Genomic DNA, 22,813 nt, shown 5'->3' with positions numbered 1-22,813 from the left:
ATATATATGAATATATTTTTTTAAACTTTTTAATTTGTTTCATTTCATTTTTTTATATTTATGTATGTTTTTGAATGTTTTTGCGTTCTATTTTTGTGATTTATGAAGAATGATTTTCCTTTTTTGCCAAAATAAAAGCGGTTACATTTTTAAAATTTATTAAAAAAAACAAAATGGATAACAAAAACTGTAAATATTTTTTATTTAAAAAAAACTATAATACAGACAAGAGGACAAAATAAATGTCCTACAGAAGGGAGAGTTTTTTATGCCAAATATCGTTTTAACAAGAATTGACAATCGTTTGATTCATGGTCAGGTTGCTACACAATGGTGTGGATCTGTAGGAGCAAATTTGTTGTTAGTTGCTAATGATGCTGTATCAACTGATAAATTACGTCAGGGATTAATGAATATGGCAGCACCAGGATATGCTCAAACAAGATATTTCTCAATTGACAAAACAATTCAGATCATTGGAAAAGCAAGTCCAAAACAGATGATTGCGATTATTTGTGAAACACCACAGGACGTATTAAGACTTGTGGAAGGTGGAGTTCCTATTAAAAAAGTAAATATTGGGAACATGCACATGTCTGAAGGTAAACGTCAGGTTGCTACAAGCGTAGCTGTAGATGACGATGATGTTGCTACTTTCAAAAAATTGCAGGATATGGGTGTTGAACTAGAAATTCGTCGAGTTCCACAATATGCTGCAGAAGATCTGGATAAATTGTGGAAATAAGATCCAGATAATAAGCATTTATTAGAATTGGAGAAGAAAAAAATATGAATGTTATCGAAATTATTTTATTAGCAATCGTAACTTTTATTTTTGCTATTGACCAATTCTCATTAACAGAAATTATGTATCGTCCAATCGTTGCTTGTCCTATCATCGGTATGATCTTAGGTGATGTTCAAACAGGACTTGTAATCGGTGGTACATATGAATTAATGATGATTGGTAACATGCCAGTTGGTGGGGCTCAGCCTCCTAACGCTGTATTAGGATCTGTTGTTGCGATGATCTTCGCTGTTAAAGCTAAAATGGATATCAATGCCGCTTTAGGTGCTTGTATGATCTTCGCTACTTTCGGTCAATACGTTGTAACATTAACATTTACAGTTATGTCTGGTTTAATGGCTAAAGCAGACAAAGCTGCTGAACAAGCAAATCCTAAAGGAATTACAGCTGTATTAAATACTTCTATGTGTATCTTAGGTGGATTATTCGCCGTAATCGCAATCATCGCTTATGTTGGTGGAGTTGCTATGTCTGGTACATTGGAAGCATTGGCTGCTAACGCTTCATGGTTCATGGGTGGATTAAGTGCTGCTGGTGGAATGATGCGTTTCGTAGGTTTCGCTATCTTATTAAAAATTATGTTAGCAAACGATATGTGGGGTTATTTATTAGCTGGTTTCGTTTGTGCATTGGTAATTGGAAACATCGCTGTATTAGGTTCTGCAACATTATTATTAGTTGCATTCTTAGGAATCTTTATCGCATTGAATGACTTCCGTATCAGTGGATTAAATAAGAAAATTGCAGAAGGAGGTATGAGTGATGGAATCTAATCAAAACTTAAGATATGTAGATACTACTCCAGCTTCTCGTGTCAGCAAGAAAACGTTAACTAAAATGATCTGGCGTTCATGTCAATTACAGGCTGCATTCAACTATGAACGTATGCAATCTGCTGGTTGGTTATGGGCTATGTTACCAGGTTTACAGGAAATCCATACAAACAAAGATGACTTAGCTACATCTATGACTCACAACATGGACTTCATCAATACACACCCATTCGCTGTTACATTTGTTATGGGTATTGTATTATCAATGGAACAGTTAAAAACTGATTGCCAGACAATCCGTTCCGTACGTATTTCCGTTGCAGCTCCATTAGGAGGAATCGGGGATGCATTATTCTGGTATACATTAGTACCTATTACTGCTGGTTTAACAGCTAATATGGCTATTAATGGATCTTTTGTTGGACCAGTTCTATACTTCATTATCTTATTCGGATGCGAAATGGCATTACGTTATGGTTTGATGTACTGGTCATATAATTTAGGTATGAAAGCTGTCAGCATGATGACAGAATTCGCTCAGGAATTTACACACGCTGCTTCTGTATTAGGAGTATTCGTTGTAGGTGCCTTAATTGCTAACTATGGTGGTGGAACTCGTTTAGGAATCACTATCGCAAATGGTGAAAGTCCAATCGTTATTCAAAACTACCTGGATATGATCTTACCTTGTTTATTACCATTATTGTTAACATTATTGATGTTCTTCTTGATTAAGAAAAAAGGTTGGACACCAGTTAAATGTATTGGTCTAATCTTAGTAATTGGTATTGTAGGAGCTGTATTTGGTATCTGGACTGGTTCTTATACACCACTTGTACCAGTTCCTTGGACAGTCGGATAATTCCAATTGCATAAATTACTCTCTTATAAGAGACTCGATTTATTCGAGTCTTTTTATACGTTTTGAAAAATGAAAGGGGTTATAATGTTCAATAAAACTTCAAGCCTTGATTTTCTAAAATATGGTGAAGTATTTACAGATTACACAAGGAATAAAAGTATACACCAGAATAATTATGTTTTAAATGCGACAAGTGACACGATTACTTATTTTTTAAAGGCAAGCGAAGATATATATTTAAAAGTGTTAGATGGGATTGCTTTGCTGGTTATTACAGAGAATCCAGAAAATAAAGAATATGATGAATTTGTGATTCATAGAATTATAAAAATCAATAAGGGATTTTATTTTAACTTTGTGCCATTAGGAAAAATATCAAAAATTGAACTTGCTTTTATAAATGGCTGTCGAATCGAAAATGTATTTTTAAATCAGGAATATACGTATCAAAGAATTCTTCCCACTTTACATATTAATGAATTAATTGCGTATTACTATAATGTTCGAAATCACCATTACAGTTTTCAGGGAGAATCCATTAAATACTGGGAAATTACATATGTGGATTCAGGTACTTTATATACAACCATTGAAGGAAAAGAATATGTTCTGCATTCCAATGATTTAATGATTTATGCTCCAGATCAGTTTCATCGACAGAGAACAGAAGACAATCCCTGTTCGTATTTATCCATTATCATTGATATGGATATTGATTTAGAAGCACAAAAAGAATCTTTAATGAATCATATTTTTAAAATTGGAAGAGAAGCGAAGGCAGCTTTGGATTTGTTTGTACAAGGTTCTTCTACAGATGGAGAACACAGCAATCTGTTAATGTTTGAAGCATTAAATCGTATTGTTTATGAGTTAATGACAAGTAATAATGAAGAAGTTGTAAAAGTAGCCAGTACTCCTATGCAGCAGAATTTTGAAAATGAATTGTTGAATGAAATATTATTATATATTAATGAAAATGTATTCAGTGATTTTAATAATGTGGAAGAATTGTGTCAGCGTTTTGGTTTAAGTCGAAGTTCTCTACAGAATTTATTCAATAATAATTTGAACATTGCTCCTAAGCGCTATATTTTAAATACAAAATTAAATAAAAGTAAAGAATTAATACGAGAAAGTAAATATACAATATCAGAGATATCCAATTTATTAGGATTTTCCTCTATTCATTATTTTTCAAGACGTTTTAAACAGGAATATAATATCAGTCCTACAGAATACGCGAATAAAATCTATAAGTCGAAATAATTTCGACTTTTTTTGATAGAATGATACAGGGAGTTGATAGAATGCAGTATACAAAAGTATTAAATGTAACACCAGTTGAATTTTTTGATGCGATTCAGGTATCCGTAATAGATGATGTAAAACAGGCAACAAATAAGAAAATTCATAAAATAGAGAGTGGCTTTCAATATTCAAAAAAATTTGGAAAAGAAAAAATGAATGTAAAAATTGAGGTTTTTAAAAGAAATTGTGAATATAAAGCCCGCATGAAAACCAGTCATATGGAAGCTGTTACTTCTTATGTGGTCAAAGAATGCGAAGATGGTAAAAGTGAAGTCACTTATACAGAAGAATCCATTGGTCGTAAAGTCAATGCCTTTGATTCAATGCGCTTTAAATCTGCTACTAAGAAACAATTATCAAAAATGGAATCTTATATTTTATCAAAAAGAGATAGTAAAAATTAATACTATCCCTTTTTATAATCTTTTTTTCTCTGTCTGGAATTTTTAATATTTAATTGGTTTCTGTATTTTGATATAGTTCTTCGAGCTGCATACAGTTCAAATTCTTTCAGTCTTTCAACAATCTGTTCATCTTCCAATGGAGAATTCTTATCTTCCGTTTCAATTAAATATTGAATCGCATTTAGTATTGAATCTTTACTGGATCCTTCTTTTGTTTTAGAAGTAAATAAAGAATAAATCGGATAAATGGTATCTTGAAATAAAAAATATTTATTTGATAATGTTCTAGAAGTTGTAGATTTTGAATAATTTGTTAAAAGGGCAATCTCATTTAAGGTACATGGATTCAGCTGATCGTGATAAAGAAAAAAGCCTTCCTGTATCTTTACAAGTTCATTCATCATAAGAAGTAAAGTCTTATTCCTTTTATGAATGCTGTCAATATAAAATTTAGCTTCCTGAAAATACCGTTTTACTTCTTTATTCATATTTCTGGAAAGGGATGTTTCTTCTAAGTATATATTACCAATTTCTTTTGGATGGATATGTATTTCATTCTCTTCTATTATAATTTCTAAATCTGGAATGATCTGTGGTTGTATATCCACTGAATAATTAGCACAGGGAAAAGGAGAACATTGTTGAATCTGATGAATGCATTCATAAACCTGATCAAACGAAATCTTTAATTCTTTTGAAATGGTATCCAGATCATTATGAATGATTTCCTTTTCAAATTCTATCATGATCTGTAAAGCTAAAAACTGTTGTTTTTGTTTCAATTGGATAAATATAGAATCCAGACTATTTTTGGCAGCTACACCGTATGGTTCAAAGCTTTGAATCAGAGATAAAGTATCTATATCATCAAAATCCTGATTAAAAAATCCATTTTCATCTAATGATTCAATAATATATTCGGCATTTTTCTGATTGTAATCCTGATTACATGTATGAAGCTGAAAATACAGTTCATCTTTTAAACTTTTCTTACTTTCAATTCCTTCATTTAAATATAAAGAAATATCTGTGCTGGGAGTATATTCTAAAAATGGGTTGGTCAAGGATACTTCTTTTAAAAATGAAGACAGTTCATGATTGTTCATTTTCAGAAATTCTAAATGATTTTTCATGGATTTAGATAATATTAAAGATTGTTTATAGGTTTGATGCAATTGTAAATTGTTTTTCATATTAGTATTATAATGTATAGAAGATGAATTTAAAGAGGAAAAGAAATGAAGAATACAATTTTGAATTATATAAATAAAAACAGTTTTGAAAAGAAATATTCGGAAAATACCATATTAAATATCAGTAAGTCTTTTCAGATTCCCAAAAATACCTGTGCAATCGTATTAAATAAATTATTAGAAGAAGATAAAATTATACGAATTGATGAAAAACCATTTTATTTTATCAGTCTGGAATATTTAAAGAGTGAAAATATTGAAGTAAATAAGAAAACGTATTTAAACTTTAATGAATTAGTAAATCATAAGGATGTAGATGCTTTTTCAAAATTAGTAGGATATCAGTATTCTTTAAAAAGCACAGTGAACAAATGCAAATCAACCATTTCCTATCCACCTAATGGATTGCCTATGTTATTGTATGGACCTACCGGAACAGGAAAAAGCTATATTGCCAGATTAACTTATGAATGGGCTTTGAATGAGAATCTGTTATCAAATAAAGGAAAATTTGTGACTGTGAATTGTTCAGAATATGCCAATAATCCAGAATTATTGACTGCGAATTTATTTGGACATGTGAAAGGAGCGTTTACGGGCGCTGATAAAGACAATGAAGGATTGATTTCCTTAGCTGATGGAGGAATTTTATTTTTAGATGAAGTACACGATTTAAAAGCCGAATGTCAGGAAAAATTATTCACTTATATGGACCAGGGGATTTATCACAGAGTGGGAGATAATGAGAAATGGTATTCTTCTAACGCAAGAATTATTTTTGCGACAACCGAAAATCCAGATAATGTATTATTGAAAACCTTAATGCGAAGAATTCCAATGGTGATTTCCATTCCATCATTAAATGAAAGGACATCTCAGGAACGACTGGAATTGATTTATACAATTTTTTATAATGAACAGCTAAGATTGAATTCAAAAATTCGTTTAAGCAGCCAGGTGTATTCGATTTTAATGACAGAACAGTTTAAAGGTAATGTAGGGGAATTGAAAGGGGTTATTCAATCCAGCTGTATAAATTCTTTACTGGATAAAAAAGAAGATGTTATTACGATTCGATTGAATAGTTTACCAGATTCTATTTTAAAAAATTATCAGACAGGGGCTTTTCATACAAATAATAAAGAATTTATATTTGTGGATGATTTAAAAATTCACAGTAATCAGTCAAAAGAAATTATACGATTAAATGAATCGATATTAAATTGTTTTAAAGAATATAAAATACATAAAGATGTTTCTATTTTAATGGAAAAAGGTAAGAAGATCATTGGTGATTATTTTGATGCAGTGATCTTAAAAGAATCTAAAATTGAACAGTCTTATTATTTAAAGGGAATCGACCATATTTTAAATGTAGTGGATGATCGTTATGGTTTTAAAGTCACAAATAATGAAAGAAGAGCCATTGCGTATTATATACAGGAAGTGATTGATGAAACAAATGATTATTGGAACTGGTATATAAAAAATGAAGAAGAATGTGAAGATCTTCATGAAATTCTTCAGAATGAATATTATCGAACAACTAATATTGCTTTTGAAATCTGTAAATATTTACAGTCTTATTTTGATATAGATTTATTATCGATCATGATTGATACATTTATATTTTATATATACAATCCTTCCCGTATAAAAAAAGCAGAACAGAAAGCCTGTGTGATTCTGTCTCATGGCTATTCAACGGCCAGCAGCATGGCAGAAGCTGCCAATCAACTGCTGCAGGAATATATATTTGATTCTCTGGATATGCCTATCAATACGGATACACAAATGATCGTAGATCGATTGAATGCCTATTTATTTCGGATGGGTCATATAAAAGATCTGTATCTGCTGGTGGATATGGGAAGCTTAGCGGAAATATATAATGGATTAAAGATAGACAATGTGAATGTAGGAATTATCGATCATGTTTCTACACCGATTGCATTAGCGATAGGAAATGGAATTCGACAAGGTATTGAAATGAATGAACTTCTGAAAAGAGTAAGTGAAGCCAGCAGCTGTACGTATCATATAATGGAAAGAAAAATAAAGAAATCCATTATTCTTTGTTCCTGTGCAAGTGGTATTGAAACGTCCAATCGATTTAAAGATATCCTAGAAGAGTCTTTACCTGGTGGAATCAATGTCGAAGTAAAAATTCAGGATTATTCATTTTTACTGACTCATAAAGACAACAATCCATTATTTAAAGAATACAATGTCTTATTTATGATTGGTACATTGAATCCAGATATTGAAGGTTTAAATTATGTGGGTGTAGAAGATTTGATTACACAGGCAAACTATGAAGGAATGAATTCTTATTTTTATAATTTAATGAGTGAAGAAGAATTAGAAACCTTTAATAAAAATATACTTAAGAATTTTTCTCTATCCAATCTGATGAATGTTCTAACAATTTTAAATCCAACAAAACTATTAGAACAAGTGGCCAATGCCATTGATCAGCTGCAGATGTATTTAAGAATGCATTTGTCAAATCGTACATGTTTTGGCTTATACATTCATATTTGTTCTATGATTGAAAGACTGATCATATCAAAAAATCAATATGAATATGAAGATTGTACAGATTTTGAAAGAGAAAATGAAACATTTATTGGATTTACAAAGAAAGCAATGAATTCAATTGAAAAGTTTTATCATGTAGAAATTCCACTTGCAGAAATAAAATATATTTATTTATATGTAAAAAATGATGAAAATAAATAAAATTTCATCATTTTTTATTTATTTTTATTCTATGGCACAAAAGTTGCTTGTATATTGGTGAAGGAAATAAAATTAAAGGAGGTGAATGAATGAGTCGATTGATTTTTGCATCGCATGGTAAATTATCTGATGGTATGTTGGATTCAGTCAGGATGATTGCTGGAGATTTAGCAGATGGCATAGAAACCATCAGCCTATTTCCTGGGCAGAGTCCTAACGATCTGTATGTACAGCTGAAAAAAGAAGCGGCTGAAAAGAATGAAAAAATAATTGTTCTTTGTGATGTGCTCGGGGGAAGTGTTCATACGACTTTATCACAGTTAAGAGAATTTGATCATGTCATGATTATATCAGGAATGAATCTGGGATTGGCTTTGGATCTGGCAATGAATTATCAGAATGATTTGTCTTTGGAAGAAGTTGAAAAATTAGTGGAACATTCAAAAGAAGGTATAGGTGTTATTCAGGGTGAACCTGAAGATGAAATGGATGAAGATTTTTAGAAAGGATTTAAGATGATAAAACTAGTTAGAGTGGATCATAGATTGTTACATGGACAGGTTGCTTTTACATGGACTTCAGCAATCAATGCAGATTGCATCCTGATTGCCAATGATGCAGTTCCAAAAGATGATTTAAGAAAAACATCTTTAAAACTGGCTAAACCAACTGGTGTGAAACTGGTAATGAAATCCGTTGAGGATTCAATTGATGCCATTAATAGTGGAGTAACCGACAAATATAAATTAATGATCATTACAGAATCAATCAAAGATGTTAAAAAATTAGCCGATGGATGTCCTTCTATTAAAAGTATTAATTTAGGTGGAACTAAGGCAAAAGAAAATACAAAGAGCATTTCAAAAGCGATGAATGTAACGGAAGAAGAGATTCAAATGTTACATGAATTGATAGATCGTGGAGTGGAAGTTGAAATTCGAATGACTTCTAACGAAAAGAAAATTTTGGCAAAAACAGTAATTTAGAAAGGAAAGAGAGAATGTTACAAGCATTATTATTGGGTTGCATCGCATTTATTGGAAAATGTGATCTGGCAACCGGAACAAATTTAATTCAAAGACCAATTGTTCTTGGACCATTGGTTGGACTGGTTTTAGGAGATCTGAAATTAGGAGTGGAAGTAGGAGCGGCTCTGGAACTTGCGTTTTTAGGACAATATTCAGTTGGAGCATTTATTCCACCTAACGTAATTGTTGGTGGTGTATTGGGAACAGCGTTTGCGATTACAACAGGTGGTGGAGCTGAAATTGCCTTCACAATGGCATTTCCAATTGCTTTACTGGCTCAGGCTATTGATAATGTACTGTTTTCAATTGTAAGACCTATGATGGGAAATCTTGCTGATAAATTTGCCGCAAAAGGAAATGTAAAAGCAATCACAATGATTCACATGGGAACAGGGTTTATCACATGTACAGTATTGTTCCTGATTACATTCTTTGGATTCTGGTTGGGATCTTCTCAAATGCAGGCAGTTGTGGATGCGATTCCTGCCGTGGTAACAAGTGGATTGTCCATCGCATGTGGAATTTTACCAGCTATGGGGTTTGCGATGTTAGCACGTATGATCATGAACAAAAAAGTGGCTCCATTCTTCTTTTTAGGATTCTTATTGTCCTCTTATTTTGGAGTGCCTGTTGTTGGAATCGCATTCTTGGGTGTGATTGCAGCACTTATTAAAATTGACTTCACAAACAGTAATCAGGTAACAGTTCAAGGAGGTATGGACGATGAAGACTTCTAATCAGCCAATTAAAGAAAATGGTGTAATCACTAAAAAAGATTTAAAAACTATGTTCTGGCGTTCTCTTCCAATGGAATTCTCATGGCACTATGAAAGACAGATGCATATGGGATTCTGTACAATGATCAGCCAGGGATTGAAAAAGATTTATAAAGACGATGAAGAAGGGTTAAAAGAAGCTTTACAAAGAAATTTGGAATTCTTCAACATTACGGCTCATGTTTCTCCTTTTGTTGGTGGAATCACTCTGGCAATGGAAGAAATGAATGCACAGCAGGATGATTTTGATACATCTTCGATCAATGCCGTAAAAGCCGCTTTAATGGGACCTTTAAGTGGAATTGGAGATTCCCTGCTGTTAGGAACACTTCGTATTTTAGCTGTTGGTATTGGAGCTTCTTTATCTGCCACAGGAAATATTTTAGGACCTATTCTATTCCTTTTGATCTTCAATGTTCCAGCATTTGCGCTTCGTTATTTATGCGCGATGAAAGGATATGAATTAGGAGCCAATTATTTAGAAAAGATTCAATCTTCTGGATTGATGGAAAAATTTATGTTCGCAGCTGGTATTTTAGGAGCCATGGTAATTGGTGGTATGACAAACGAACTGGTATCGGTTACGACACCTTTACAGATTGGATCCGGAGAATCTGCTACATTGATTCAAGGGGTATTGGATGGAATTCTGCCAGGAATGTTATCTTTAGTTGTTATGGGAATTTACTACTACTTAATGAATAAGAAAGTAAATGTAATGTGGTTATTAATTGGGACTGCAATTCTAGGTATTGTATGTGCTCAATTTGGAATTTTAGGATAAATAGAAAAGGAAGGTAAAAATATATGTTTAATTTTGATGAAAACAGAGTAAGAACAGAACACACAAATGGAGTGAATTTAATTCCTGAAGTAGAAAAAATCGTAGATAAGATTTGTGAAGAAGGATATAAAAATATCTTCTTATTTGGAATTGGTGGAACATTATTGTATGCTGGACAGATTATGCATACCATTAAACAAATGGGATGTACATTACCAATTTATTTAGAAAATGCACAGGATTTCATGTATGAAGGAAATGCGAACTTCACAAAAGATTCAGTTGTTGTCATTGCCTCTTTATCAGGGCATACAGTTGAAGTTGAAGCTGCGGTTGACAAAGCACATGAAATTGGAGCTCGAGTAATTGGATACGTAGAAAAATTAAATACACCATTAGCTGATAAAGTGGATTATTTAGTTAATACATTTGGTGGAGAATATTACTGGTGGTATTCTGTGGCATTAAGATTTATGAAAAATGCAGGGCAATTTGATAAATACGATCAATTTATGACAGAATTGAAAAATATGCCTGAAAATGTTGTAAATGTGTATAAAAAAGCTGATGCACAGATGGAAGCTTACGCAAAACAATACTGTGATGAACCAATCACATATTTAGTTGGATCTGGAAACTTAGAAGACTGGGCTGTATGTTATGGAATGTGTATCATGGAAGAAATGCAATGGATGCGTACAAGACCAATTTCAGCAGCTAACTTCTTCCATGGAACTTTAGAAGTTATTGAAAGAGACATTCCAGTTATTCTGATCAAAGGAGAAGATAAAACTCGTCCAGAAATGGAAAGAGTTGAAAAATTCGTGAATCGTGTAAGTCGCAAAGTGACTGTATTTGATACAAAAGAATTTGAATTAAAAGGAATCAGTGATGAATTTAGAGGAATGTTATCTCCAATTGTAATGAGATCCGCTTTCATGAGATTAAATGTACATTTAGAAGAATGTAGAAAACACCCAATTGATATTCGTCGTTACTATAAAGCATTAGATTACTAATATGATTGAAAATAAAGCGGTAATATTTGACATGGATGGGGTTCTGGTTGACTCAGAGCCCTTATTCATGGATAAAGTCGAAAGGTTTTATCAATCTCATGGGAAAAACGTTTCATTGAATGAAATTCATAAACTGGTTGGTTCTTCCTATTCTTTACAGAAAAAACTGATGACAGAATGGTATCAGGAAAATCTAAGCGAAGATGCATTTATGGATTTCTATCATGAAACCAGTGAAAAACTGATTTTCAATTATAATGATCTAATCAATCCCTATATTAAATATATCCTGCCAAAATTAAAACAAGACAATATAAAAACAGCAATTGCTTCATCCTCTCCTAAAGAAGATATTGAAAAGTTTTTAAAGGACTGTAATTTAGAATCCTATTTTGATTGTATTGTTTCAGGAAGAGATTTTAAAGAAAGTAAACCCAATCCTGAAATATATTTATATACAGTGAATAAACTGAATGTAAAAAAAGAAAATTGTATTGTACTGGAAGATTCGACTTATGGCATTCAGGCAGCTAAGAATGCAGGAATCTTTGTGATGGCCCATATTGATCATAGATACGGATTTGATCAGAGTCTGGCTGATGATACATTTTATGATTTTCTGGAAGCTTATAATAAAATAAAAGCCTATATAAAAAAATAAGAAACACCTCACCAGTGTTTCTTATTTTTTTATCTCAATAAATTTCTGTTTTTGACATTTATAGTATTTTTTGAAATCATCAGATTTAGATATCTAAAAAGGAATGTGTATTCAAATACATTAGTTATTTGGAAAAGTTACCATACATACGATTTATACACTATTAATTGATGGCTATAATAAATATATTGGACAATTTGATGCAAGGAGGAATCAGAATTTAATACTGGAATTTATCATTCCTCGTTTGATTTGGATGATGAATAAACAATCGTTGACAGAAAAAGAAACATTGCATACCACGGGCTTCAATGAGAAATAATAAAGGAATGGACTCCACTTATTAAGAGTTCATTCCTTTATTTTTTGTAATATATTTACTACAGGAGAAATGATTTATGAAATTCGTTTTTCAATCTTACGTTTAATCAGGTTTCCTTCTTTTACATCTTCTTTATAAATATCTGTATTGAATCTGGTTGTTCTATCTGAAATATAAGCAGCTTTTATTATATGATCTTTTAAAACGATCTTTAATCCAACATAGAAACTTGGTTCTCCGAATATGGTATAAAACGTTGTACCACCTAAAACCTGATGTACAAAAGGCTGAGTTTTTCCTCTGAATTTAGCATCTTCATTTAAAAGAGATACTTTTTCGATATCTTTGTAGTTCACAAAACCTTTATCACCAATTAGAATATTGATTCTATTATTATCATCATCAAATTCAATACATTTAAATTTATTCTGTTTCATGTATGTCACCTCCTTATGATTTTATATATGGATAATGTTATCTTTAATTATATTTTAATTGATATTGTAAAAAAAATACAATATTAATTATCTAAAATTATTAATATTGTAATTTTTTACTGTTTTGGTCACAATCTAATAAAGAAGGGAGAGCTTAATTATGAAAATAAAACTTCTCACAAAACGACAGAATGAAGTGATGTCTGTACTTTGGGGTTCGGATTTACCATTATCAGCTAATCAGATTTGTAATGAAAATGAGTCTTTAAACATGAATACAGTCCAACAAGTGTTGAAAGCTTTACTAAAGATGCAATTTATTAAGGTAGAAGATATTGGATACTCAAATACTGTACTTACAAGGTTTTATTCACCTGTGGTTAAACAGGCTGATTATCTACAATTTTTATTGGGGAATAATAGTACTTTTGATCTTACATCTTCTTTGATTGATCGCAATAAAAACTTAAATGAATTGAAACAGTTACAGGTTTTAATTGAAAAAAAGTGCAAAGAATTAGAGGAGTAAACTCATGTTGTTTTCAGTTTCATCAATATTTATTACTTTAGTCATGAGTACGGCTTTGATCCTATTATTTGAATTATTCATTGCACAGAAAAACTTAATTCGGTTTTTAAGAATGGATGTCATGATTCTCTTGGCTATTGTCATTATTGTTCGTTTACTTTTGCCTTTTGAATATGCATTTACCATTACAGTTCCTTTTCCGTGGGTAATGAATTATATACGAGATTTTTTAAATTTCAAATTATCTGCTTCTTTTTCCGTCTTGAATTTATTATGTTTAATCTGGGGGATTGGAATACTTGTTCAACTCATTCAATATATTCAGAATATTAGAAAATGCAATTTAATATTCAGTATTCTGAAGGATAGTAGTGTACATAAATGTGTTTCCGATTATATTGAGATCCCTCCTAAATTTAATTATTCTGTATGGTTTGCGGAAGATATTGAATCTTTCATGGTCATTGGTTTTAAAAAAGTGATTTTCTTCCAAAAATAGAACTTAATGATTCTGAAATTCAAGATATTATAAAACATGAGCTGCAGCATATTAAAAATCATGACAACCTGATAAAACAGATTGTCAATCTCATTAAGATTATTTATTGGTGGTTTCCACCGGTATACTGGTTTTCTAAAAAAATTCAACTTGCTTTGGAAATGTGAGTTGATCAGCAGGTTACGAAGAAGTATTCAAAGAAACAGTTGATCCATTATGCAGATGTACTGATTAAGCTTAAAAAAATTATGATTGAAAATAGTCATACGGTTGTTCATATATTACCCATCTCCTCTAGTTTTTTAATTGGAGATGATGAAAATGTCTTATCTTATCGTATTAACTATTTACTAAATTCAAATTACAGAAAAAATTCAAATAGGCTTCTACTTTTTTTGGTTTTATTGCTTCCTTTTACTACGAATAGTATTGTTTTTGAGGCTTACAACCCTCCTCCGGTTGATGATTATACAACAAAGCCTGCAGATTCTGTACAAGAAAGCTTTATTTTAAAACATAAAGATGGCACATACAGTCTTTTTGTGAATGGAAAGTTTAAGAAAATAGACGATATTAATAATGAGTTATATTCGGATTTGCCTATTATTAATGAAACAGAGGAATAAAATGAGAAAAATACTATATATGTATGTTTTGTTTTACACTAATTTTAACTGTTACTATTACTACTTTTGCTCAGTCTAATTAAAACAGATGCCGTTGTACCAAGAGGGGATATTTTGGAATGAATATATAAATAATGAATGGGAGACTATATAAACATTTGTGGAACTTAGGTTACCGACTGGATTCCAGTTTAGTGATTTATTCTTTTTTTTAATATACAAAAAATGGTACTAATTGAGTTTAGTACCATTTATTTACAGGTAGTATTTCTATCCATTTTAAAATTTAAATACATTCAATCCAACTTCTTCATTAAAAACACGATCTACTTTACCGTTAATGATTTGAATCACCATTTCACAGGTTGCTGATACGACGGCTTTATTCAGATGTCCTCCAAATACCTGTCCAGATTCGTTTCCGGCACTTAAATGAAGATGACAGTAATATTCATCATTCATTGTATTAATGGTTCCTGTTAAAGATACGATTTCATAATTTCCCTGAAATGAATTGGCATAATATTTCTTTTCATCCACTTTGAATACACCCACTGTAAAATCATTGATGGCTCCCAATGCCTGAATGGAAGCTAATTTTATATTTTCTTTAAGTGCAATGGTTTTAACCTGTTCTAATATTTCTTCATTTTTATCAATACGAGCAATTATTGTATTTTCAAATCGTTTATATTCCATTTTCTTTCTCCTCCGGATACTTAAAATTCCAAGATCTGCGAAGATCACTCATAATTTTCATAACATCTTTACTATAATCCAGATGCATAGATTCCTTTCCATTTAAAATCGCATCTTCCATATCCAATACTTCATACTGTAAGGCCTTATCGGTAGAACCACATTCTATGATTTCCTGATGATTATCTTCGGTATACGTAATCGTTGCCTTTTGTCCTCTAGGATATTCATAAATTTCAATATATCCTTTATCATAGGCTAACATAGCTCTTTTTGGTTGTTTGGCATGTAGAGTCAGTGTGATGGTCGCCATTTGGCCATCTGGATTTGTTAAGAGGATTCCCACTTGTTCATCTACACCACTGGGAGCCATTTTTACTTGTGACAGTATTTGATCTGGACAGGAAGACATAAAATAACGCATCAAAGATAAAGAATAGACACCGATATCCAGTAAGGCTCCACCCGCTAAATTTGGATTAAAGAAACGATTGTTCATGTTGTATTCTTTATAGCTTCCAAAATTGGTCTGAATCATTTTCAGATCTCCTAATTGACAAGCTTTATTCTTTAATTCTCTATAGATAGGCATATGATAGATCGTCATAGCTTCCGCTAGAATCACATCGTTTTCTTTTGCCAGCTGAATGGCTTCTTCCAATTCTTTGTCATTTAAAGTAATGGATTTTTCACATAGTACATGTTTCTTTGCTTTTAATGCTTTTCTTAAATATTGAATATGAGTATTATGTGGAGTTGAAATGTAAATGATGTCAACCTTTTCATCTTCAAACACTTCATCAATGGAATCATAAACTTTTTCAATATTATATTTTTTCGCAAATTCAATGGCCTTTTCATGTGTACGATTGGCTACGCTATATAAGTTTCTTCCTTGTGCCTGTAAAGCCTGCGCCAGCTGGTTGGCAATGACTCCACATCCTAATGTAGCCCAGTTAAATGTTTTCATGTGTTCCTCCTTATCGTTTCAATATCCAATGCATCTTTAACTTGTAAAATGTGTTCACGTAATGCTGTTCTCATAATAATGGTCTCTTTTTTTCGATTGCAGCCAGTTTTTTTGTTGACTTCAAAACTTTTAAAGTGGATAGAAGGGTAATATCTTCTTGTAAAGGAATACCTAGATGATTGGATAATTGTTTTTCATTTCAATTTTAACGTATTTCATTTTTATATCAATTCGTTTATGATAAAAAAGGGTGATTTTATGAATGAAGTCATACAACAATTATTTGAGAGAAAAAGTGTAAGAGTATTTGAAGAAAAGGAAATTGAAGAAGAAATTGTAAGGGAAATATTACTAAGTTCTTCTTTGGCACCAACGGCTGGAAACCAGCAATTGTATACAATTTTAAGAATTACAGATAAAGATCTGCTTCATCAGTTAAGTGAATCGTGTGATCATCAGCCTTTTATTGAACAGGGAAAACTAGTACTGATTTTTTGTGCAGATTGTAAAAAATGGTACGATACGTTTAAGTATTCCGATTGTAAGCCAAGAAAACCGGGGACTGGTGATTTAATGCTGGCTGTCAATGATGCCTGTATTGCTGCACAAAACGCTGTGGTAGCGGCTCACAGTTATGGTATTGGATCGTGTTATATTGGTGATATCATGGAAAATATTGAAACACAAAGAGAATTGCTGCATTTGCCAGAGTATGTGTTTCCTGCCTGTATGCTGGTCTTTGGATATCCGGTTCTTTCTCAAATCAATCGAAAAAAGCCAGAACGTGTGGATCTGAAATATCTGGTACATGAGAATACATATCCTGAATGGAATGAAAACAATTTATTTGAAATGTTTAAAAAGAATTGTCGATCTGGAGATTATAATGCCTGGATGCAGGCTTTCTGTAAAAGAAAATACAACAGTGATTTTTCAAAGGAAATGACTCGTTCCGTAAATGAATATTTAAAACAATATAAATAAGGTATCGTGTGATACCTTATTTACTGTCTTTTTTATTAAAAGCTTTTCTTCTTTGTGTGGACTGAATAAACAATCGTTTCATTTCATCTTCATCTTCGCTCTGCAAAGCATCTCTAAAATGAGAAATGGAATCGATAAACTGATTGATTTCATCCAATAAAATGTCTTTATTGAGTAAGAACAGTTCGCTCCACATATTTTCATTGATTTGAGCAATTCTTGTTAAGTCTCTGAAACTGTCTCCTGTATATTCCACTAAATGTGAATTGTCATGGGTGTTCATTAATGAAACAGCTATGACATGACACAATTGAGATAAAAAGGCTATCATGCGATCGTGCTGTTCAATGGTTAAAATCGCAATGTGATTAAAATGTAAGGTATAAGCCATATCGTGACAGAATTCAATGGCTTTTTCGGTATTTTTTTCAGTGGGAGTAATGATGAAATTGGCTTTTTTGAACATTTCTGTATTCGCATATTCAATGCCACTGGTTTCTTTTCCTGCCATAGGGTGACAGGATATAAATTCGATATCTCTATCGTTTAATTCTTCCTGAATGACGTCCACTATATTGGTTTTAACTCCACTGACATCACTGATCAAAGTATGGTTTTTGATCAGATGTTTATATTTCTGGATCCATTTGACCATAGCGGTTGGATACAACCCAAAAAGAATGACATCCGCTTTGGATACAAAATCATCCACTTCAATCTGTCCCTGATCGATGATATTGTGTTCTAAAGCATAGTCGATGGTTTCCTGTCTTCTGGCTAAACCATAAACAGTATAGCCTTCCTGTTTTAATCCCATCGCATAAGAACCACCCAGCAAACCCAATCCAACGATCAGAAATTTTGTTTCTTTATTAATCATAAAGTGTCACCTTTCCATTAATATTTAAAATGTCTTTAAAGAAACCGGGATAAGACTTGGTGATAGCCTGAGCATCTTCAATAATGGATTCACTTTTAGCACATAATCCAAATATACACATGGCCATCACGATACGATGGTCATTGTGACCGTGAATATAGACCATTTCATCCATTTTATATTCATTTTTTCCATGAATGGTAATCGTATCATAAGTGGATTCTATATTGACGTTCCATTTTCTTAATTCGGTTTCCATAGCTTCTATTCGATCGCTTTCTTTCATGCGAAGTCTCTGGGCATGAAGTATCGTCGTTTTATAAGGATGATAAGCGGCTAATACACATAATACAGGTCCTAAATCCGGACAGTTGGATAAATCAATGGTTACATCTTTTTTCTTTTCATAGTCTTTTAAAATGGAAAGAATGGCTTTGTCTCCCTGTAAAGATTCTGGATCCATATTTAGACAAGTAACTGGATGATTTAAATGAGACAATACCGCAAAAAATGCCATCTGAGAATAGTCTCCTTCAACTAAGACATCTTTTGCCTGATAGACTTGATTTCCTTTAATAAAATAATGTGTTTCATCGATGGTATCAATTTGAATCTGAAATTGTTTCAACATGGAAAGTGTCAGATCCACATAGGATTTTGATTCATAAGGAGGAAGAATTTCTAATGTACTATCTTGTTTCAGTAAAGGTAAAAGAAACAACAATCCAGAAATAAATTGAGAAGAAACATCTCCTTTTATAGAATAATAACCTGGTTTTAAATTTCCCTGAATCTGAATGGTATCTTCCTGCTGGTAAATCAGATTCTGATTTTTAAACAATGTCTCATAAATTTCCATAGGACGAGACATCAGACGGCCTTGTCCTTTAAATGTTACTTTTCCTTTAACTTGAGAAGCTAAAGGAATCAGAAAACGTAAAGTAGAGCCAGATTCATGACAATCTAAGCATCGATCCCCTGTCTGATTTAAAATATCGGTACCCGATATAATACAATATGTATCAAATTTTTCAATATGAGCTCCCAAGGCTTCCATACAGGAAATTGTGGCATCAATGTCTTTCGAATAGGTGATATTACCGACTTTACTGACTCCTTTTGATAAAGAAGCGCAAATGATGGCTCTATGAGCCATAGATTTTGAACTGGGAACAGGAATGCTTCCCTGTACCTTACCTGGTTCTATTTTTGCTTTCATACCCAACCTCCATTGGCTTTGTCGGACATCCATAGATCCAGCAATCCAAAAGCAACCATACTATCTACAACCACACGGGCTCTATGAAGAATACATGGATCGTGACGTCCCTGAATGACCAGTTTTACATTTTCTTTGGTCTGGTAATCAACGGATTCCTGCTCTTTAAAAATAGAAGGAGTGGGTTTTACACATGTATGAATTAAAATTGGCATCCCATTGGATATTCCTCCATTGATTCCTGCATTGTGATTGGTTTTTGTCTGGATGCGATCGGTATACACAAAGGCATCGTTGGCCTGGCTTCCATATAAGGAGGCAAACCCAAATCCTTCTCCAAACGATACACCTTTAACCGCTGGAATGGAAAACAGTAAATGAGATAATATGCTTTCAATGGAATCAAAGAAAGGTTCTCCGATTCCAGATGGATAATTAATAATGGCGGTTTCTAAAATTCCTCCAACGGAATCTTTATTGGAAGCTGCCTGTTCAATACATTGGATCATTTCTTCTTTCTTTTCCGGATTTAGAATCGCAAAATCCATATGATTGACAGCCTGAATCTGATTGTACAGATTTTTTTCGTCAAAGGAATCATCTAGAATGTGATGTACCTGTTTTAAATGCGTTCCAGTGTAAACGTTTTTACTTTCTAAAATCTGTCGACAGATACTCCCAGCTGCCACAATGCAGGCGGTTAAACGACCGGAAAAATGACCGCCTCCTCGATAATCCTGAAATCCTTTATATTTTTCATAAGCAGTATAATCGGCATGTCCAGGACGAAGACGATATTGTGTCTTTTTATAATCCGCAGAACGGGTATTCTGATTCTGAATCAGAATGGTTAATGCACTTCCGGTGGTATATCCTTCAAAATAACCAGATACGATTTCGACCTTGTCTTCTTCGTGTCTTTGGGTTGAAATTTTCCCTTTTGCTTTTCTCTGATCCATATCCTGACGAATTCTTTCTTCATCAATTTTAAAACCAGCAGGAAGTCCATCTAAAGTGATTCCGATACAGGGACCATGACTTTCTCCAAATAAAGTCATCGATATATTATTTCCGATTTGATTCTTCATAAGCACCTCTTAATAATTTTAAACGAATCTGTTCATAGTTCATTTCCTCAATTGAATAAGAACCTGCCTTAGCTACAGATATAACGGAAATGACATTCTGTGTTCCTTTTTTATCATGAGAAATAAATTCCATTAACGTATCGACATCATAATCCGGAACGGCAGGAAGAGAAAGTTTATCATAAATTTTTAATACTCGATTCTTTAATTCTTTATCTTCAATAAAGAACAACATACCCATCGCAACACATTCTCCGTGATAATAAGTATCTAAACCATAGGCTCCTTCAATGGCATGTCCAATCGTATGTCCGAAATTTAAAATTTTCCGTAGTGAATTTTCTTTTTCATCTTCTTGTACAACCTGACGCTTTAAATCAATGGAACGAGTGATAATGGCTTCTATATCCAATTGTTCTTTTTCAAATTCACAGACAAGATTTTCATCCAGAATCAGTCCCATCTTTAAAGCTTCCACCAATCCATTGTGCTGTTGGCGAATGGATAAAGTGGACAGTACATCCGGATCAATTAAAACACCTTTTGGCTGATAAAAAGAACCCACTATATTTTTGTAGGAACCCATATCAATGGCGACTTTTCCACCAACGGATGAATCCACTTGAGAAAGAATGGTTGTTGGAATGTTGTAGAAATCAATTCCTCTCATATAAGTACTGGCTACAAAACCAGCTAAATCTCCGGTCACACCACCACCAATGGCAACGATGGCATCTTTTCTGGAAAGATGATGATCAATGCATTGTTGCAGTAAATATTGATACTGTTCAAAACATTTTGAATTTTCTCCTTCAGGAAAAGAAAAGATGACACAGTTTTCACATTGTTCTTTTACGATTTCAATCCATTTTGAAGGAATGGCATCATCATGGATAATCGCAATTTTTCGATGCGTATTTATGATTTCATCGATATGATATAAAGCTTTTCTTTCAATCCATATAGGATATTGACGATCTTTTAAGTCTACAATTAATTTCATATAAATTTACCTCGATTTGATACTATTGTATCACATTGAAAATATAATGAAAAATTTTCAGAAAATTTTTCTGAAAATGATTGAAATTATGATATGATATCTAAGTATAGGTGATAAATATGAATGAATTGGAAAAGGCACGTAAAGAAATTGAAGCAATTGATAGTCAGATGGCTTCTTTGTATGAACAGAGAATGGATGCGGTAAGACATGTGATTTCCTATAAAATGGAAAACAATTTACCGATCTATGATAAACAAAGAGAAGAAAAACTCATTGAAAAAAATCGCAAATATATAAAGAATCCAGATTATGAATTGTATTATGTGGATTTCTTAAAACATGTTATGGAAAATTCAAAAGATTTTCAAAGGAGTCTACAGTCACAGGATATTGTAGCTTATTGTGGAATTAAAGGAGCTTTTGCACATATGACATGTGAAAAACTTTTTCCTCAAAGTCATACGATGGGGCTGTCTTCTTTTGAAGATGTATTTGATGCTGTGGTTCAAAAAAGAGCACAATATGGTGTGATTCCTTTTGAGAATACCAATTCAGGACTGGTGGGAGAAGTGCTGGATGCTTTAAACAGCTATCCTGTCTATATTTTGGGCGCCTATAATTTAAAAGTTGAACAATGTTTACTGGGACTTCCAGAAGCTACATTAAAGGATGTAGAGTGGGTCTATTCAAAAGATCAGGCTTTATCACAGGCAAAAGTTTTTTTACAGGAATTAAATGTAAAAACGGTTGCGTATCCCAACACAGCTTTAGCCGCTCAATATGTTGCCTTAGAGAAAGACATTCATAAAGCAGCCATTGGGGCTAAAGAAAATGCGGCTTTCTATGGTTTGAAAGTATTAGCAACTCATATTGAGGAAAATAACCAGAATACGACTCGATTCATGGTTATTGGTTTAGAACCGTCCAATCAGGGAGATCGTTTCAGTCTATGTCTTGTGATTGAACATAAAGCGGGATCACTGGCTCAGATTATTGATATCATTGGAAAACATGGTCTGAATATGCAGTGCATTCAGTCTCGACCAATCAAAGGAAGACCTTTTGAATATTTCTTCTTTATTGAATTTGATGGAAATTTAGAAGATGAAAATGTGCAACATTGTTTAAAAGAAATTCGAACAATTTGTGAACGAGTGAAAGTTTTAGGAAACTATACATTAAAGGAGGACTAGGAA

The 22,813-nt window shown here is 32.5% G+C and carries 26 protein-coding genes; 18 read left to right on the top strand and 8 right to left on the bottom strand.

The annotated features are described in order from the left end of the window. Positions 1-268: 268 nt before the first annotated feature. The 5 genes from agaB to FYJ50_RS01435 all read left to right on the top strand — a co-directional run bounded on the left by agaB (position 269) and on the right by FYJ50_RS01435 (position 4,155). Positions 269-745 carry a PTS galactosamine transporter subunit IIB gene (agaB, locus tag FYJ50_RS01455; protein WP_154459271.1) on the top strand — a complete coding sequence of 159 codons (477 nt, stop codon included), beginning with the start codon at positions 269-271 and terminating at the stop codon, positions 743-745. Positions 746-789: 44 nt separating this feature from the next. After that, entirely contained in the window at positions 790-1,581 is a 792-nt protein-coding gene (locus FYJ50_RS01450; RefSeq protein WP_154459270.1) for a PTS mannose/fructose/sorbose/N-acetylgalactosamine transporter subunit IIC, read from the top strand. Then, a complete protein-coding gene (locus tag FYJ50_RS01445) occupies positions 1,571-2,443 on the top strand; it encodes a PTS system mannose/fructose/sorbose family transporter subunit IID (protein WP_154459269.1) in 873 nt (290 codons plus the stop codon). Before FYJ50_RS01450 ends, FYJ50_RS01445 begins: the two co-directional genes overlap by 11 nt. An 84-nt stretch (positions 2,444-2,527) precedes the next feature. Next, positions 2,528-3,709, top strand: a complete 1,182-nt coding sequence (locus FYJ50_RS01440) for an AraC family transcriptional regulator (protein ID WP_205946367.1) — start codon at positions 2,528-2,530, stop codon at positions 3,707-3,709. Positions 3,710-3,750: 41 nt separating this feature from the next. Next, the gene (locus FYJ50_RS01435) at positions 3,751-4,155 is read left to right on the top strand and encodes a DUF3284 domain-containing protein (RefSeq protein ID WP_205946366.1); all 405 of its coding nucleotides are present in this window, start codon (positions 3,751-3,753) and stop codon (positions 4,153-4,155) included. Positions 4,156-4,157: 2 nt separating this feature from the next. Here the strand turns inward: FYJ50_RS01435 and FYJ50_RS01430 are convergent, their stop codons facing one another. After that, positions 4,158-5,348, bottom strand: a complete 1,191-nt coding sequence (locus FYJ50_RS01430) for an RNA polymerase factor sigma-54 (protein ID WP_154459266.1) — start codon at positions 5,346-5,348, stop codon at positions 4,158-4,160. Positions 5,349-5,393: 45 nt separating this feature from the next. On the opposite strand from FYJ50_RS01430, the gene FYJ50_RS01425 reads away from it, so the two are divergent. From FYJ50_RS01425 to FYJ50_RS01395, 7 genes are all read left to right on the top strand, one after another. Next, positions 5,394-8,090: a sigma 54-interacting transcriptional regulator gene (locus FYJ50_RS01425; RefSeq protein WP_154459265.1), complete on the top strand. Its 2,697-nt coding sequence runs from the start codon at positions 5,394-5,396 to the stop codon at positions 8,088-8,090. A gap of 89 nt (positions 8,091-8,179) precedes the next feature. Further along, positions 8,180-8,593 carry a PTS sugar transporter subunit IIA gene (locus FYJ50_RS01420; RefSeq protein WP_154459264.1) on the top strand — a complete coding sequence of 138 codons (414 nt, stop codon included), beginning with the start codon at positions 8,180-8,182 and terminating at the stop codon, positions 8,591-8,593. Positions 8,594-8,605: 12 nt separating this feature from the next. Further along, entirely contained in the window at positions 8,606-9,076 is a 471-nt protein-coding gene (locus FYJ50_RS01415) for a PTS sugar transporter subunit IIB (protein WP_154459263.1), read from the top strand. 14 nt (positions 9,077-9,090) lie between these two features. Next, positions 9,091-9,855 (top strand): PTS mannose/fructose/sorbose/N-acetylgalactosamine transporter subunit IIC, encoded by a 765-nt coding sequence (locus FYJ50_RS01410; protein ID WP_154459262.1) that lies wholly within the window; start codon positions 9,091-9,093, stop codon positions 9,853-9,855. Beyond that, positions 9,842-10,678, top strand: a complete 837-nt coding sequence (locus FYJ50_RS01405; RefSeq protein ID WP_154459261.1) for a PTS system mannose/fructose/sorbose family transporter subunit IID — start codon at positions 9,842-9,844, stop codon at positions 10,676-10,678. The genes FYJ50_RS01410 and FYJ50_RS01405 overlap by 14 nt, the downstream gene beginning before the upstream one ends. 23 nt (positions 10,679-10,701) lie before the next feature. After that, positions 10,702-11,697 (top strand): SIS domain-containing protein, encoded by a 996-nt coding sequence (locus FYJ50_RS01400; protein ID WP_154459260.1) that lies wholly within the window; start codon positions 10,702-10,704, stop codon positions 11,695-11,697. A gap of 1 nt (position 11,698) precedes the next feature. After that, the gene (locus FYJ50_RS01395; RefSeq protein WP_154459259.1) at positions 11,699-12,358 is read left to right on the top strand and encodes an HAD family hydrolase; all 660 of its coding nucleotides are present in this window, start codon (positions 11,699-11,701) and stop codon (positions 12,356-12,358) included. Positions 12,359-12,754: 396 nt separating this feature from the next. Here FYJ50_RS01395 and FYJ50_RS01390 read toward each other — a convergent pair whose 3' ends face one another. Continuing rightward, positions 12,755-13,117, bottom strand: a complete 363-nt coding sequence (locus tag FYJ50_RS01390) for a hypothetical protein (RefSeq protein ID WP_154459258.1) — start codon at positions 13,115-13,117, stop codon at positions 12,755-12,757. Between the two features lie 160 nt (positions 13,118-13,277). On the opposite strand from FYJ50_RS01390, the gene FYJ50_RS01385 reads away from it, so the two are divergent. The 4 genes from FYJ50_RS01385 to FYJ50_RS01370 all read left to right on the top strand — a co-directional run bounded on the left by FYJ50_RS01385 (position 13,278) and on the right by FYJ50_RS01370 (position 14,771). Further along, positions 13,278-13,646: a BlaI/MecI/CopY family transcriptional regulator gene (locus FYJ50_RS01385; RefSeq protein WP_154459257.1), complete on the top strand. Its 369-nt coding sequence runs from the start codon at positions 13,278-13,280 to the stop codon at positions 13,644-13,646. 4 nt (positions 13,647-13,650) lie between these two features. Next, positions 13,651-14,145 carry a hypothetical protein gene (locus FYJ50_RS01380; RefSeq protein ID WP_154459256.1) on the top strand — a complete coding sequence of 165 codons (495 nt, stop codon included), beginning with the start codon at positions 13,651-13,653 and terminating at the stop codon, positions 14,143-14,145. After that, a complete protein-coding gene (locus FYJ50_RS10855; protein WP_420841789.1) occupies positions 14,142-14,312 on the top strand; it encodes a M56 family metallopeptidase in 171 nt (56 codons plus the stop codon). Before FYJ50_RS01380 ends, FYJ50_RS10855 begins: the two co-directional genes overlap by 4 nt. Before the next feature lie 81 nt (positions 14,313-14,393). After that, positions 14,394-14,771: a hypothetical protein gene (locus tag FYJ50_RS01370; protein WP_154459255.1), complete on the top strand. Its 378-nt coding sequence runs from the start codon at positions 14,394-14,396 to the stop codon at positions 14,769-14,771. Between the two features lie 279 nt (positions 14,772-15,050). Here the strand turns inward: FYJ50_RS01370 and FYJ50_RS01365 are convergent, their stop codons facing one another. Both FYJ50_RS01365 and FYJ50_RS01360 read right to left on the bottom strand, forming a co-directional pair. Then, entirely contained in the window at positions 15,051-15,470 is a 420-nt protein-coding gene (locus tag FYJ50_RS01365) for a PPC domain-containing DNA-binding protein (protein WP_154459254.1), read from the bottom strand. Then, a complete protein-coding gene (locus FYJ50_RS01360; protein ID WP_154459253.1) occupies positions 15,460-16,440 on the bottom strand; it encodes a Gfo/Idh/MocA family protein in 981 nt (326 codons plus the stop codon). Before FYJ50_RS01360 ends, FYJ50_RS01365 begins: the two co-directional genes overlap by 11 nt. A gap of 258 nt (positions 16,441-16,698) precedes the next feature. On the opposite strand from FYJ50_RS01360, the gene FYJ50_RS01355 reads away from it, so the two are divergent. Next, the gene (locus FYJ50_RS01355) at positions 16,699-17,424 is read left to right on the top strand and encodes a nitroreductase family protein (protein WP_154459252.1); all 726 of its coding nucleotides are present in this window, start codon (positions 16,699-16,701) and stop codon (positions 17,422-17,424) included. Between the two features lie 16 nt (positions 17,425-17,440). On the opposite strand, the gene FYJ50_RS01350 is transcribed toward FYJ50_RS01355, so the two are convergent. The 4 genes from FYJ50_RS01350 to aroB are packed head-to-tail and all read right to left on the bottom strand — an operon-like array spanning position 17,441 to position 21,614. Next, on the bottom strand, positions 17,441-18,304 hold the full coding sequence (locus FYJ50_RS01350; protein ID WP_154459251.1) for a prephenate dehydrogenase: 864 nt from the start codon (positions 18,302-18,304) through the stop codon (positions 17,441-17,443). Further along, a complete protein-coding gene (aroA, locus tag FYJ50_RS01345) occupies positions 18,297-19,523 on the bottom strand; it encodes a 3-phosphoshikimate 1-carboxyvinyltransferase (protein WP_154459250.1) in 1,227 nt (408 codons plus the stop codon). The genes FYJ50_RS01350 and aroA overlap by 8 nt, the downstream gene beginning before the upstream one ends. Further along, the gene (aroC, locus tag FYJ50_RS01340) at positions 19,520-20,611 is read right to left on the bottom strand and encodes a chorismate synthase (RefSeq protein ID WP_154459249.1); all 1,092 of its coding nucleotides are present in this window, start codon (positions 20,609-20,611) and stop codon (positions 19,520-19,522) included. Before aroC ends, aroA begins: the two co-directional genes overlap by 4 nt. Then, on the bottom strand, positions 20,589-21,614 hold the full coding sequence (gene aroB / locus FYJ50_RS01335) for a 3-dehydroquinate synthase (RefSeq protein ID WP_154459248.1): 1,026 nt from the start codon (positions 21,612-21,614) through the stop codon (positions 20,589-20,591). Before aroB ends, aroC begins: the two co-directional genes overlap by 23 nt. 119 nt (positions 21,615-21,733) lie before the next feature. Here aroB and FYJ50_RS01330 point away from each other — a divergent pair, with 119 nt between their 5' ends. Next, on the top strand, positions 21,734-22,810 hold the full coding sequence (locus FYJ50_RS01330) for a chorismate mutase (RefSeq protein WP_154459247.1): 1,077 nt from the start codon (positions 21,734-21,736) through the stop codon (positions 22,808-22,810). The last annotated feature ends 3 nt before the right edge of the window (positions 22,811-22,813 follow it).

Source organism: Floccifex porci (genome assembly GCF_009696175.1).
Taxonomy (GTDB): domain Bacteria; phylum Bacillota_I; class Bacilli_A; order Erysipelotrichales; family Erysipelotrichaceae; genus Floccifex; species Floccifex porci.
The sequence above is the reverse complement of the archived record's forward strand: the minus strand, read 5'-3'. Positions and strand labels throughout refer to the sequence as shown.

Coding starts and splice junctions, on each gene's coding strand:
- FYJ50_RS01450 (WP_154459270.1), top strand. CDS start 790: ATGAATGTTATCGAAATTATTTTATTAGCAATCGTAACTTTTATTTTT.
- aroA (WP_154459250.1), bottom strand. CDS start 19,523: ATGAAAGCAAAAATAGAACCAGGTAAGGTACAGGGAAGCATTCCTGTT.
- FYJ50_RS01415 (WP_154459263.1), top strand. CDS start 8,606: ATGATAAAACTAGTTAGAGTGGATCATAGATTGTTACATGGACAGGTT.
- FYJ50_RS01405 (WP_154459261.1), top strand. CDS start 9,842: ATGAAGACTTCTAATCAGCCAATTAAAGAAAATGGTGTAATCACTAAA.
- FYJ50_RS01420 (WP_154459264.1), top strand. CDS start 8,180: ATGAGTCGATTGATTTTTGCATCGCATGGTAAATTATCTGATGGTATG.
- FYJ50_RS01435 (WP_205946366.1), top strand. CDS start 3,751: ATGCAGTATACAAAAGTATTAAATGTAACACCAGTTGAATTTTTTGAT.
- FYJ50_RS01355 (WP_154459252.1), top strand. CDS start 16,699: ATGAATGAAGTCATACAACAATTATTTGAGAGAAAAAGTGTAAGAGTA.
- FYJ50_RS01400 (WP_154459260.1), top strand. CDS start 10,702: ATGTTTAATTTTGATGAAAACAGAGTAAGAACAGAACACACAAATGGA.
- FYJ50_RS01365 (WP_154459254.1), bottom strand. CDS start 15,470: ATGGAATATAAACGATTTGAAAATACAATAATTGCTCGTATTGATAAA.
- FYJ50_RS01330 (WP_154459247.1), top strand. CDS start 21,734: ATGAATGAATTGGAAAAGGCACGTAAAGAAATTGAAGCAATTGATAGT.
- FYJ50_RS01430 (WP_154459266.1), bottom strand. CDS start 5,348: ATGAAAAACAATTTACAATTGCATCAAACCTATAAACAATCTTTAATA.
- FYJ50_RS01440 (WP_205946367.1), top strand. CDS start 2,528: ATGTTCAATAAAACTTCAAGCCTTGATTTTCTAAAATATGGTGAAGTA.
- FYJ50_RS01350 (WP_154459251.1), bottom strand. CDS start 18,304: ATGATTAATAAAGAAACAAAATTTCTGATCGTTGGATTGGGTTTGCTG.
- FYJ50_RS01370 (WP_154459255.1), top strand. CDS start 14,394: ATGATTGAAAATAGTCATACGGTTGTTCATATATTACCCATCTCCTCT.
- FYJ50_RS01395 (WP_154459259.1), top strand. CDS start 11,699: ATGATTGAAAATAAAGCGGTAATATTTGACATGGATGGGGTTCTGGTT.
- aroC (WP_154459249.1), bottom strand. CDS start 20,611: ATGAAGAATCAAATCGGAAATAATATATCGATGACTTTATTTGGAGAA.
- FYJ50_RS01445 (WP_154459269.1), top strand. CDS start 1,571: ATGGAATCTAATCAAAACTTAAGATATGTAGATACTACTCCAGCTTCT.
- aroB (WP_154459248.1), bottom strand. CDS start 21,614: ATGAAATTAATTGTAGACTTAAAAGATCGTCAATATCCTATATGGATT.
- FYJ50_RS01380 (WP_154459256.1), top strand. CDS start 13,651: ATGTTGTTTTCAGTTTCATCAATATTTATTACTTTAGTCATGAGTACG.
- FYJ50_RS01425 (WP_154459265.1), top strand. CDS start 5,394: ATGAAGAATACAATTTTGAATTATATAAATAAAAACAGTTTTGAAAAG.
- FYJ50_RS01390 (WP_154459258.1), bottom strand. CDS start 13,117: ATGAAACAGAATAAATTTAAATGTATTGAATTTGATGATGATAATAAT.
- FYJ50_RS01385 (WP_154459257.1), top strand. CDS start 13,278: ATGAAAATAAAACTTCTCACAAAACGACAGAATGAAGTGATGTCTGTA.
- agaB (WP_154459271.1), top strand. CDS start 269: ATGCCAAATATCGTTTTAACAAGAATTGACAATCGTTTGATTCATGGT.
- FYJ50_RS01410 (WP_154459262.1), top strand. CDS start 9,091: ATGTTACAAGCATTATTATTGGGTTGCATCGCATTTATTGGAAAATGT.
- FYJ50_RS01360 (WP_154459253.1), bottom strand. CDS start 16,440: ATGAAAACATTTAACTGGGCTACATTAGGATGTGGAGTCATTGCCAAC.